At 64.3% G+C, this 11,738-nt stretch carries 9 protein-coding genes and 1 pseudogene; 8 read left to right on the top strand and 2 right to left on the bottom strand.

The window, feature by feature from the left end; all coding sequences use genetic code 11:
- Nucleotides 1-94: 94 nt before the first annotated feature.
- Nucleotides 95-1,018: a LysR family transcriptional regulator gene (locus NDY25_RS10970; protein WP_256627940.1), complete on the top strand. Its 924-nt coding sequence runs from the start codon at nt 95-97 to the stop codon at nt 1,016-1,018.
- Between the two features lie 4 nt (nt 1,019-1,022).
- Here NDY25_RS10970 and NDY25_RS10965 read toward each other — a convergent pair whose 3' ends face one another.
- Nucleotides 1,023-1,736 (bottom strand): hypothetical protein, encoded by a 714-nt coding sequence (locus tag NDY25_RS10965; RefSeq protein ID WP_168959242.1) that lies wholly within the window; start codon nt 1,734-1,736, stop codon nt 1,023-1,025.
- 644 nt (nt 1,737-2,380) lie between these two features.
- Here NDY25_RS10965 and NDY25_RS10960 point away from each other — a divergent pair.
- The 4 genes and pseudogenes from NDY25_RS10960 to NDY25_RS10945 all read left to right on the top strand — a co-directional run bounded on the left by NDY25_RS10960 (nt 2,381) and on the right by NDY25_RS10945 (nt 5,152).
- Nucleotides 2,381-3,497 (top strand): annotated as a pseudogene (locus tag NDY25_RS10960) (ATP-grasp fold amidoligase family protein).
- A 126-nt stretch (nt 3,498-3,623) separates the two neighbouring features.
- Nucleotides 3,624-4,148, top strand: a complete 525-nt coding sequence (locus NDY25_RS10955) for a hypothetical protein (protein ID WP_233366588.1) — start codon at nt 3,624-3,626, stop codon at nt 4,146-4,148.
- 231 nt (nt 4,149-4,379) lie between these two features.
- Nucleotides 4,380-4,853 (top strand): hypothetical protein, encoded by a 474-nt coding sequence (locus NDY25_RS10950; protein WP_233366587.1) that lies wholly within the window; start codon nt 4,380-4,382, stop codon nt 4,851-4,853.
- Entirely contained in the window at nt 4,850-5,152 is a 303-nt protein-coding gene (locus tag NDY25_RS10945; protein WP_006452061.1) for a hypothetical protein, read from the top strand. The genes NDY25_RS10950 and NDY25_RS10945 overlap by 4 nt, the downstream gene beginning before the upstream one ends.
- An 80-nt stretch (nt 5,153-5,232) precedes the next feature.
- Here NDY25_RS10945 and trhA read toward each other — a convergent pair whose 3' ends face one another.
- The gene (trhA, locus tag NDY25_RS10940) at nt 5,233-5,895 is read right to left on the bottom strand and encodes a PAQR family membrane homeostasis protein TrhA (protein WP_043910170.1); all 663 of its coding nucleotides are present in this window, start codon (nt 5,893-5,895) and stop codon (nt 5,233-5,235) included.
- Nucleotides 5,896-6,187: 292 nt separating this feature from the next.
- On the opposite strand from trhA, the gene NDY25_RS10935 reads away from it, so the two are divergent.
- The 3 genes from NDY25_RS10935 (at nt 6,188) to NDY25_RS10925 (ending at nt 11,734) form a co-directional block, all read left to right on the top strand.
- Nucleotides 6,188-7,336, top strand: coding sequence for a Fic family protein (locus NDY25_RS10935; protein ID WP_256627939.1), 1,149 nt, complete (start codon nt 6,188-6,190; stop codon nt 7,334-7,336).
- Nucleotides 7,337-7,466: 130 nt separating this feature from the next.
- On the top strand, nt 7,467-9,962 hold the full coding sequence (locus NDY25_RS10930) for a DEAD/DEAH box helicase (protein WP_168959245.1): 2,496 nt from the start codon (nt 7,467-7,469) through the stop codon (nt 9,960-9,962).
- Nucleotides 9,959-11,734, top strand: coding sequence for a ribonuclease H-like domain-containing protein (locus NDY25_RS10925; RefSeq protein ID WP_180336576.1), 1,776 nt, complete (start codon nt 9,959-9,961; stop codon nt 11,732-11,734). Before NDY25_RS10930 ends, NDY25_RS10925 begins: the two co-directional genes overlap by 4 nt.
- The last annotated feature ends 4 nt before the right edge of the window (nt 11,735-11,738 follow it).

Here is an 11,738-nt window from a genome sequence, read left to right as displayed (position 1 = left end):
GCCGCGCGTGGCCGGCCTTCGAGGTGTGCAGCGTGCACCCATGCCGAATTTGCTAGAAGACCTTGGCGCCACATACCATTCATGCGACCTGCGCATGAATGAAGGGCTGGCAATGGACCGGTTTCTGCTGATGACCTGCTTTGCTCGTGCGGTGGAAACCGGGAGTTTTTCTGCGGCCGGGCGGGATCTGGGCTTGGGCCAGCCCAATGTCAGCCGCCACGTGGCAGCGCTGGAAGAGCACCTGCACACGCGGCTGCTCAACCGCTCCACCCGCAAGCTGGTGCTGACGCCGGAGGGAGAGCGCTACTACGCGGAGGTGCGCCGCATTCTGGATGCGGTGGGCGAATCGGAAATGTCGCTGCGCGATAACGTGCAACCTTCCGGGTTATTGCGGGTGGCCTGCCCCACGGCGTTGTCGCATCAGTATGTGATGCCGCTGGTGCCGGAGTTTTTGCGGCGCTTTCCGGGCCTGGAGCTGGATCTGCAGATCAATGGCCGCTTCGTCAATCTGCTCGATGAGGGTGCGGAGCTTGCCATCCGCATCGGCCACCTGGAAAACAGTGCGCTGCGTGCTAGGCGGATCGGGTCGTTCAAGCGCGTGTGCGTGGCAAGCAAGGACTATCTTGCCGAGCGCGGCATCCCCACCGTGCCCGACGACCTGCGCCAACACGATTGCGTGCTGTACACCTTGTTGGCATCCGGGGCGAGCTGGCGCTTCAAGGAGGTGGACGTGCCGGTCACCGGCAGGATCCGGGTCAATTCGCCGGAAGCCGCGCGCGAGGCGGTGAGCGCAGGCCTGGGCATCGGCCAGGGGCCGGAATGGTTGTTCGAACAAGGGCTCAACGCCGGGCATCTGCAGATCGTGCTCAGTGCGTTCTCTGGCCCTGCGGTGCCCATGCACATCATGTATGCCGCCAACCGCCTGGTGGCCAGGCGGGCGATTGTGTTTATGGATTTTATTGCCGAGGCGTTTGCGAAGATTCCGCAACTCAACGCCCCCTCCTGCTCGCAGCGATAGACGTTTATTCCAGCGGTCTTGGCGACGGGCGCTGGTATTTGGAAAACGTCTTGTGGAGTGAGGCGGCGCGCTCATCGGCAACGACGTTTTCCACACTGCTCAACCCACGCGATGCGATGACGGCCGAGGCTTTTGCATCGCCCAATAGGTAAGCCAGGCGCAGATACGCCAGACTGTCGACCAGGTTTTTGTTGTTGGAGTCGCTGGCGTACACATCCGACAGCCCGTAATAGGCATACAGATTTCCGGCCACTGCGGCGCGCCGCAATATATCGATCCCCTTATAAAAGGGCCCAGTGAGTGCGGTCTTTTTGCCGTAAATCACGGTGGCGGCCTTGTTGCCTGCTTGCGACTCCGCTTTGAGCTGGTCCAGGTTCAAGGTTTCCAACCGGGCGAGTTCGTTCTCTGTCGGGTAGCCGTGGGTCCACAGCCACTGCGCTTCTGCATCCGAGTTGGCAACCAATGGCCCACTGACCCTGCAGGCATTGGGACCTTGCGGGCATAGATAGCGTCTTGCTTCCTGGCTCACAGAAGGCGGCTTGATGTTGGCCGCGTGATCGGGCGGCATTGCTGCGGCGTTGCGGTCGTCAGTGGCAGTTGTGGGTGTAGCAAGGGCAGACGTTGACGCCTTGCCGGTTTGCGTTGGTTGGTCTGTTTTTCCGCAAGCGGCAAGTGCAATGCACAGTGCCGCCAGGGACAGGAACGTTTTTACGCGCATGGTGCCATCCGTTGCAGGCTGCAGTGGTCGAGCGTGATGGTGCTTGATGTTGGCCTGCGATGCGAATGCGTCCTTTGATTGCTGGCCTCTGATTGCAGGCCTGCGCTGGCAGTCAACACACACAGCCTCCTCCGTACCCTCACCCCCGGCCCCTCTCCCGATGGGGGAGGGGAGTGTTTGCCACGTCTGTTGGGCAAAGCAGACCGACTCCGCCGCCTTTGGCCTGCACTGCTCGCAGCCCGCACTTGGCGGGCTGCAGATGACGGCGGTTGAGGCCGCACAACGCAAGTGGCGCGTGGCCGGATGCGGCGTGTCGCTCCCTCCCCCGGTTGCACGTTTTGGCGTGCGGTTGGGGCCGCAGGCCGCACCCGCCCAGCTGTCCTGGCTGCTGGCGCAAGAGAGGGCAAAACAGGCCACACGGTGCGCCCCGCGCGTCGGGCCGCCATATGCCGCCGAAGGCCAGATCGCTTGCTGCGTAAGGCTTTCGAGCGAGTGACGCGATCTGATTTGCATGAAATTGGAGCGCCTGAGACGAAATGCATCCCTGGTCTGAATTTTCCGTATATCGTGCGTTACGTCACATTTAAATGTGACCAACGTCGCAATTAACCGGCGAGAAGGATCTGGGCATGACCGACAACACGATAGGGCTGCACCCGCAGCCATTGGGCGGGCGTGGTGTGGCAGGACAGGGATGGGCGGTCATGCCGCCGTCGTTGACGTCGTCGTTTGGTCATCGCCGCATGGCCGCGTTGCCACGCGTGCCGGTGCCGCCCGACATCGACGCCAACGCCAGCAATAGCGCCAGCGCCAGGGACACCCAGTCTCAAACGGCTGCTGCGCAAGGGCGCGCGCAGCCTGCTGAGAACACTGCCCTGGCGGCACCAGGACCGGCTCCACTTTCTGCATACGTTCGGGCGGCTGCCGGATCTGTACGCGCCGAAGTGCTTCAACGAAAAAATCCTTTACCGCAAATGCGTGCACGGCGATTACCCGCTTTACACACGTCTGGCAGACAAGTTTGCGGTGCGCTCCTATGTGGCGGCCAGGATCGGTGAGGCGCACCTGGTGCCGTTGCTGATGGACAGCACTGACCCACAGGCGTTGTTGCAGCTGCCACGCTGGCGGCAGACCGTGATCAAGGCCAACCACGGTGCGGCCATGGTGCAAGTGGTGCGCGACGAGCCGGATGCGGTGCAGAAGCGCCGCATCATCGAGCGCTGCGGCCAATGGCTGCGGATCGACTTCTCCAAGATGGTGCGCGAGATCCATTACCGCGATATCCCGCCGCGCATTCTGGTGGAGCGGTACATCGGCGAGGCGCAGCAGGTGCCGGTGGATTACAAGTTCCACATGTTCCGGCAGGCGGATGGCAATTTTCATTACGTGCTGCAGGTGATCTACGGCCGCTTCGACACACCGAAGCTGGCGATGACCTTCTTCGTCGACAACCTGCACACGGCCTTCCACCGCATCCGCGACGACGGGCGCACGCCGCCCTGCGCGCCGGCGCTGCTGGAGCAGGCACTGGAACTGAGCAAGGTGCTGGCAAGCGACTGCGATTACGTGCGGGTGGACTGGTATATCCAGCGCGGGCAGATCTATTTCGGCGAACTGACCTTCACCCCGGGCGCGGGGCTGGTCACCGGGCTGGACCGCGGGCTGGACCGGATGATGGGCGATATGTGGGTGCAGCGGCGCACGCCGGTGGAGCCGTGGTTTTCCGGGGAAGGCATCCGCGTGCGCGTGCCGGTGAGGTGATGTAGCGGCCGAAGCACGCTACCCTTGCACGCTCAAGCAAACGTCCAATCCAAACGGCACCCTCCGGGATGAAGTGGTGACGTTGCTTCACCGTCGATTCTTCCACTTAGTACAAGGACGTCACCGTTGTCGAACGTTTTCCTGCGCGCCTTCTTGCCGCTCACTCTCCTGTGTGTGCTGTCTGCCTGCAATGGCGGCGGCTCTGCCGCCACCAGCGCGCCGCGCCCGGAGGCCGAACACTTCAATCTTGCTGATCTGCAGCAGCTTGGCTGCACCGTCACCGCCACGCCCAAGCGCAACGTGAGCAAGATCCCGTTGATGGGCGAGGTGGATGGCTATGGCGTGACCAGCACCACCGCATGCGCGACCCAGTTGGTCAGCCTGCTGCAGCCGATCAAATACGAAGACGCGGTGTGGGAAGGCGCACGGACGGCAGCCGGCAACTTCGCCAAGAAGCAAGGCTTCGAACGCGAGAGTTTTGAAGGCCAGCTCGGCGAGTACAGCGAGATCGAGGTGTTCAGCCGCAGCGGCAAGCCGGTGGGCTTCGAGTACAGCGTGCAGGCCAAGGGCCAGCTGCATTCGGTGATCGTGGTCTCCGACAGCATCGCGCCGGATGCAGCGTTCGAAGCGGTGTTGAAGAAGAAGCTGTGAGGGCGGGCGCTGCTGTTTTGGGTTGAATGCGGTGGCACTGCGTCGAGGCTGGTCCGGTGCAGATCCTGTGCATCTACGTGCCGTTGTTGCCAGCCAGGCATCCCATCGTAGGGGCAGATGGTTACCTTGCCCGGCCACTGCGCAGCTGGGGCAGAACGGAACGGACAACCATTAGCCGGCAAACCGATTAATGGTAAAGTGAAGCCACTCACTTGTTAGCCGGAGAGCACGATGGCGAATCTGGTCAAGCTGGCGACCGCTCGCGCCCTGGTCGATGCCAGTGCGGTCAGACAGGCTTCGGTCGTCGGGGAGGCCGGTGCCTGGACCGTGCAGCTGCAGACCCATAACCAGACCCGTGTGCTGGCCACCAAGGCCAATGCGCCGCGCCGGTTTGGCAGCTTCGAAAGTGCGTTGAAGGTATTGCGCGAGATGGGCATGCCATTGGACGTGCTTCACGTGGATGCTGCGCAGTGGGACGCCGAAGGCGACACTGCGAAACGCCGGCCGGATCGCTCCGAAGCGATGAAAGTCAAGGAGATGGACGCGCGCTATGCGGTCTCGCTACGCACTCAGACCGAGCACGCCCTGGCCGACCCCCGCCCTGCGCTCTCCAGCGTGCAGGCGAAGCAGCAGATGGAGACACTCAAGGCGCAGCAGCGTGCAGTGCTTGATGCAGCACTGCGTGCAAAGGGCACGCGTGCGTGAGCGTGGCCTGGAAGCAGACCGCGCTGGATGCGCGCACCGCGTTGCTCGCTGCAGCATTGGCACGCGCGATCGAGATCCCCGACCCGCAGATGTATTTCGCAGCGTGTGAACAGGACGACCGGATCGAAGCCGAAGGCGACGCGCTGGATGGTGCCGCCATCTATCTCCCCGGGCCCACGCCGGGAACGCGTTTATACACGTGCCAGGACGGCAAGTATCTGTTGATCTACACACGCGACGGCGACGATGTGCTGATCCTTGCACTCGTCCCTGCGCGCTCCGATTGGAAGCCGACGTAGTAAAAGCGATCTACAGCTCCACGACGTGTCGATGCTACCGCGCGGAGAGGCGCGACCGGTCGACGACTCGACAGCGCGCCCTACACCCCACCCAACGGCTGCAGGCACAACCAGATCGCGCACCAGTGCGAGAGCGCACCGCCCAGCACGTGGGCGTGCCAGATGGCGCGGTTGTAGACCAGCGATTTGCGCACGTAGAAGGTGACGCCCACGGTGTAGAACGCGCCGCCGGCGGCGATCAGCCACAGCACGGTGCTGTCCAGGCCGGCGACGAACGGCTTGATCACCACGATGCCGGCCCACCCCAGCAGCAGGTAGATGGCCACCCAGAAGCCCTTGGCGATGCCGGGCAGGAACAGTTTGGCGAACACGCCGAACAAGGCCACGCTCCACACCGCCACGATCATTGCCCAACGCCAGGTGCCGTCGAGGGCGACCAGCAGGAAGGGTGTGTAGGAGCCGGCGATCATGACGAAGATGCCGGCGTGGTCGAACTTGCGCAGCATCGGTTGGCGCTGCGGCGGGGCGAAGTTGTAGGCCGCCGAACAGCCGAACATCACCAGCAGGCCCAGCGCGTACACGCAGGTGGCCAGCAGCATGGTCTGGCTGGCGTGCGCGCGCCAGACCATCCAGGCGCCGCCGACGATGGCCAGAAACAGGCCCGCGGCATGCACCGCGACATCGGCGCGGCGGGCGGAAGCGGTCTTGTAATGCGGAGCAATGGCGCTGGGGGGCACGGGCACGGCGGTTCTTCGAGGTGGGGGAGCCCACAGCGTGCAGAACAACGGTGACGCGGCGGGGGCAACAGGATACCCGGCTTGCTGAATCCGCTCAGTGACGCAGGGTCGCCGGTTTGGCGCTGGTGTCACGAACACTCAGTGTGCCCTGACCACCACGACGATGGACTTGGTCAAAGATGGGACTGCCCCCGCGGCCACGTTGCGTTGGCTCATCGGTATCAAAGGATGTTTTAACAACACGCCCGCTTATTAAGGCATCCTTTAATAGCCCGCATTGGTCGTAAAGGATCCTTGAATGACACGTGTCACCGGCGCATATGCCGTCATCAAGACGCACGACGAGACCGTGCGGGCATTCGTTCCGGCTCCACTGCCTCCGGCCGCTCCCGTGCTGGATCCGGCCGCCTACCTGGAGCGTAATCGCCTTGCAGAAGTTGCACTGGCGCGGCTGACGGGGATGGCGGGCCTGGTGGCGTCGAGCGAGTGGCTGATCTACAGCGCTGTTCGGCAAGAAGCGCTGCTGACTTCGCAACTCGAAGGCACCCAGGCAACCCTGACCGATGTCTTCGATGATGAGGCGGGGCTGGCGGTGACCAATGCTGACGATGTGGAAGAGGTCACCAACTACCTGCAGGCGTTCAAGTTTGTCCGCGAGCAGCTGCACGCGCCAACAGGACTGCCCATCTCGCTGCGCTTGCTTGCCGAGGCTCACAGAATTCTCTTGGCTGGCGTGCGTGGAGCTCACGCACTGCCGGGCAGCATGCGCACCAGTCAGAACTGGATCGGCGGGACCCGGCCGGGGAATGCCGCATTCGTGCCACCGCCGGCCGATCGCCTGGCCGAGGTGTTCGGTGATCTGGAGCGCTTCATCCATGACCCGCAGCCCACGCTGCCACCGCTGGTACGGATTGCGTTGGTGCACGCGCAGTTCGAAACCATCCATCCGTTTCTGGACGACAACGGCCGAATCGGGCGGTTGTTGATCGCGGCCCTGCTGGAAGACTGGCAACTGCTGTCAGAGCCGTTGTTGTATGTGTCCGGCTACCTCAAAGCGAACCAAAACGACTACTACCGGCACCTGTCAGCCATCCGCACGCATGGCGACTGGGAAGCGTGGGTTGGATTCTTTCTGGAGGCTGTGGAGGCTTCTGCCGAACAGGCACAGCGCAGCATTGTGGCAATCGCTGCATTGATCGCGGCCGATCGCAAACGCGTGCTGAGTACCGGCAGCAGTACCCTGCAAGCGCTACGACTGTTCGAGTTGTTGCCCACCATGCCCAAGCTCACCGTCGACCGTGCCCAGCAAGCGCTGGAGGTGTCCTATCCCACCGCGCGCGCAGCCGCGACGACCTTGCAGGACATCGGTGTGCTGGTGGAAACCACCGGCCGCGCACGCGGGCAGAGCTTCAGCTACCAAGCCTATGTGAACTTGCTGCGGGCTTAGAGCAACAGCGTACTGGCAATGACGGCACGCGTTACTGAATCCGCTCAGTGAGGCAGTGTCGCCGGTTCGGCGCTGGTCTCATACCCTGAGACACCTCCCCTGTCTCATGCCCCTCTTTGGGAGTTGCCGTATGCCTCCGTTTGCCCTCGCTCCCCGCACCGAAACCGCCGAACGCGCGCTGGCCACCACCGATGGCCGGCCCAGCCGCGACGGCGCGCTGCTGACCGAACGCCTGGAACGGCGTTACCACGACCGCATCACCGGCAGCTTCACCCTGCCCGGGCGCGAGGGCCGCTATGCGCCGATCCCGGACGATGTGCCCAGCGCGCTGCGTGATGCCTTGCATGCGCGCGGCATCACGCAGCTTTACAGCCACCAGGCCGAGGCCTGGGCGGCAAGCCAGCGCGGCGAGCATGTGGCGATCGTGACGCCCACGGCCTCGGGCAAATCGCTGTGCTACACGCTGCCGGTGGTGAGCGCGGCGATGAGCTCCGGGGCCAAGGCGCTGTACCTGTTCCCCACCAAGGCGCTGGCGCAGGATCAGGTGGCCGAGCTGCTGGAACTCAACCGCGCCGGCGAGCTGGGAGTGAAGGCCTTCACCTTCGACGGCGATACGCCCGGCGATGCGCGCCAGGCGATCCGCCTGCATGGCGACATCGTGGTGAGCAACCCGGACATGCTGCACCAGGCGATCCTGCCGCATCACACCAAGTGGGCGCAGTTCTTCGAGAACCTGCGCTATGTGGTGATCGACGAGATCCACACCTATCGCGGCGTGTTCGGCAGCCACGTCACCAATGTGCTGCGCCGGCTCAAGCGCATCTGTGCGTTCTATGGCGCCAACCCGCAGTTCATCCTGTGCTCGGCCACCATCGGCAACCCGCACGCGCATGCGCAGGCCCTGATCGAAAAACAGGTGCATGCCATTACCGAATCGGGCGCGCCCACCGGCGACAAGCACGTGCTGCTGTGGAACCCGCCGGTGGTCAATGCAGACCTGGGGCTGCGTGCGTCGGCACGCTCGCAGAGCAACCGCATTGCGCGCATTGCGATCAAGAGCGGGCTGAAGACGCTGGTATTTGCGCAGACACGCCTGATGGTGGAAGTGCTGACCAAATACCTGAAGGACATCTTCGACCACGACCCGCGAAAGCCGCCACGCATCCGCGCGTATCGCGGCGGCTATCTGCCCACCGAGCGGCGCGAAGTGGAGCGTGCGATGCGGGCCGGCAACATCGACGGCATCGTCTCCACCTCGGCGCTGGAGCTGGGCGTGGATATCGGCGCGCTGGATGTGGTGATCCTCAATGGTTACCCCGGCAGCGTGGCGGCGACCTGGCAGCGCTTCGGCCGCGCCGGGCGGCGCCAGCAACCGGCGCTGGGCGTGCTGGTGGCCAGCTCGCAACCGCTGGATCAATACGTGGTGCGGCATCCGGATTTCTTCGCCGATGCCTCGCCCGAGCATGCGCGTATCGCGCCGGACCAGCCGCTGATCCTGTTCGATCACATTCGCTGCGCCGCATTCGAATTGCCGTTCATTGCCAGCGAACCGTTCGGGCCGATCGACCCGCTGGTGTTTCTGGAAGCGCTGGCCGAGAGCGAAGTGATTCACCAGGAAGGCGACCGCTGGGAGTGGATCGCCGACAGCTACCCGGCCAATGCGGTGAGCCTGCGCTCGGTGGCCGATGGCAACTTTGTGGTGGTGGACAAGACCGACGGCAAGCAGCAGATCATCGCCGAGGTGGATTATTCGGCCGCAGCACTCACGCTTTACGAAGGTGCCATCCACATGGTGCAGAGCACGCCGTACCAGGTGGAGCGGCTGGACTGGGAAGGCCGCAAGGCCTACGTGACCCGCACGCACGTGGACTACTACACCGACAGCATCGACTACACCAAGCTGAAGGTACTGGACCGCTTCGATGGCGGCGTGGCCGGGCGCGGCGATTCGCATCACGGCGAGGTGCATGTGGTGCGGCGCGTCTCCGGCTACAAGAAGATCCGCTATTACACGCATGAAAACATCGGCTACGGCCCGGTCAATTTGCCTGATCAGGAGTTGCACACCACGGCGGTGTGGTGGCAGTTGCCGCAGGCCACCCTGGGCAAGGCGTTTGCGTCCAAACAGGATGCGCTGGACGGATTTCTGGGTGCGGCCTACGCGCTGCACGTGGTGGCCACCGTGGCAGTGATGGCCGATGCACGCGACCTGCAAAAGGCCGTGGGCAACGGCGATGGCGCGTGGTTTGCGGTGGCCGACCAGACCGGGCGCGGGCAACTGCGCGGCGTGGAGGAAGGCGAAGAAGGCGCGGTGGAATTGCAGCAGGCGTTCGTGCCCACGGTGTATCTGTACGACAACTTCCCCGGCGGCGTGGGCCTGAGCGAGCCGCTATGGCTGCGCCAGGCCGAGTTGCTGCAGCGCGCCGATGAGTTGGTACGGCGTTGCGATTGCAGCGCCGGCTGCCCGGCCTGCGTGGGCCCGGTGCTGGCCGCGCACGAAGAAGGCAAGGGCGAGTCGCCCAAGTCGTTGGCATTGACGGTGCTGGCGCTGTTGTTCGATGCGGATGCGCCGTTGCGCCACGCCACCCAGGTGGACGAGGACCTGGCGCTGGACGTGCTTGCATGAGTGTGAGTGCGGACCGGCTGCGCTTGCTGCGCCGGCAGGCGGGGCATGCGGATATGCGTGCGCCGGTGACGATTGCAGACGGCGATGCACCGGATGGCGCGCAGGCAGCGGCTGCGGTTGATACGAATGCCGGACCTGTTGCTGGAGTGCCCCGACTGCATTCCAATGCAGGCGCGCGTGTTGCGCCGCATGCAGCGATGGCACGCGCGGTCGTGGATGCTGCTCCTACTGGCGACGTTGCCGCACGTGAGGTGCGTCGTGGTGCATCTTCGCCCTGCGATGCGCCGGCGATCGCGCAAGCCGGCGTGGACGATGAAACCTCAGCGTTCGCGACCGAATGCATGATGCTTTCGCCTGCACAACAGATGCACTCCGCAGTGGTCGGACGAACATCTGGTGAAGCAGTTGTTGTGGGTGTTGTTGTGAGCGATGCGCGCACGCGTGCCGCAAGTGAAATGTCTGCAGCGGCACAGCCGACGCGTGACCCGGCAACACCGGTCGCTGGTAGCGGCCCTGGTGTCAGCGCAGAACGTCTGCGCTTGCTGCGCCGTCAGGTCGGCGGGCTGACGCCTGCAGCGCGCAGGGACGATGCGGTGATGCCCACGCGCGCGCAGCGTCAGCCTGTGCCAGGTGCCACCTCGCAGGGGTGGCGCTTGGCGCCACGCGATGCTGCTGCGCCAAGCGCGCAGGCAGGCAACGTGGACGCTGGCAGTGACCGGCGTGCCCAGGCACAGACACTGGCAATGACGCGCCGTCCCTTGCAGGCACCGGGTGCTGCAACGCCAGCGCGCGATACCTCCGTGTTTGCCTGGGTGGAGCACGACGTGCGCCACCGGCCGGTATCTCCGTTGCAGTCGCCATCGCAATCGACTGCACATGCCGATGCCGATACAAATGTCGCTGCCGCTGCTGCGAAGCATCTGCCTGCATCGCATGAAGCGTCCATCGCACCGGCGCCCCTTTCGCAGCGACGCACCGATATCGCCGGCTTGCGCAAGATGATCGGCCTGCGCGAGCGCGCTGTATCGGCGCACACGCCGGTGCGTGCAGCGTCCACCGATCGCCATCTGCCCGGCAACGAGATCGCGCCCGGCCTGCATCTGATCGAAGACTTTCTGCCGCAGCCGATTCCGCACGAAGCCTTGTCGCTGGCGTTCGCCAAACGCGAGGACGCAGTAGACCCGATGGATCTGCTGTTCTTCGATACCGAAACCACCGGCCTTGCCGGCGGCACCGGCACGCGCGCCTTCATGATCGGGGTGGCCGATTGGTACATGGACGATGCGCACGGCAGCGGCCTGCGCGTGCGTCAGTTGATGATGTCCACGATGGCGGCCGAGAGCGCGATGCTGGATCTGTTCCGCAGCTGGCTGTCGCCGCAGACGGTGCTGTCCAGCTACAACGGCCGCTGCTACGACGCACCGTTGTTGAAGACGCGCTATCGGCTGGCACGCCGCGGCGACCCGATCTCCGCGCTGGATCATGTGGACCTGCTCTTTCCCACCCGCCGCCGGTATCGCGGCACCTGGGAAAACTGCAAGCTGGCCACCATCGAACGACAGCTGCTGCGCGTGGTGCGTGAGGACGACCTGCCCGGCTCCGAAGCCCCGGCCGCCTGGTTGAGTTACCTGCGCGGCGGCAGCGCGCGCAACCTGCGCCGCGTGGCCGAGCACAATCATCAGGACGTGGTGACCTTGTCGCTGTTGCTGCAACGCCTGGTGGCGGTGGACGCGCAGGACCGCGAGGTGATTCCGATGCTGGAGATGCCGTAACGCT

The sequence above is a fragment of the Xanthomonas hortorum pv. pelargonii genome (assembly GCF_024499015.1).
Lineage (GTDB): Bacteria > Pseudomonadota > Gammaproteobacteria > Xanthomonadales > Xanthomonadaceae > Xanthomonas > Xanthomonas hortorum_B.
This window is presented reverse-complemented; position numbering and strand designations above follow the sequence as displayed.

What these genes read in the sequence shown, in the direction of transcription:
- NDY25_RS10970 (WP_256627940.1), top strand. Translation starts at nt 95, where the DNA reads ATGAATGAAGGGCTGGCAATGGACCGGTTTCTGCTGATGACCTGCTTT.
- NDY25_RS10965 (WP_168959242.1), bottom strand. Translation starts at nt 1,736, where the DNA reads ATGCGCGTAAAAACGTTCCTGTCCCTGGCGGCACTGTGCATTGCACTT.
- NDY25_RS10950 (WP_233366587.1), top strand. Translation starts at nt 4,380, where the DNA reads ATGGCGAATCTGGTCAAGCTGGCGACCGCTCGCGCCCTGGTCGATGCC.
- NDY25_RS10935 (WP_256627939.1), top strand. Translation starts at nt 6,188, where the DNA reads ATGACACGTGTCACCGGCGCATATGCCGTCATCAAGACGCACGACGAG.
- NDY25_RS10930 (WP_168959245.1), top strand. Translation starts at nt 7,467, where the DNA reads ATGCCTCCGTTTGCCCTCGCTCCCCGCACCGAAACCGCCGAACGCGCG.
- NDY25_RS10925 (WP_180336576.1), top strand. Translation starts at nt 9,959, where the DNA reads ATGAGTGTGAGTGCGGACCGGCTGCGCTTGCTGCGCCGGCAGGCGGGG.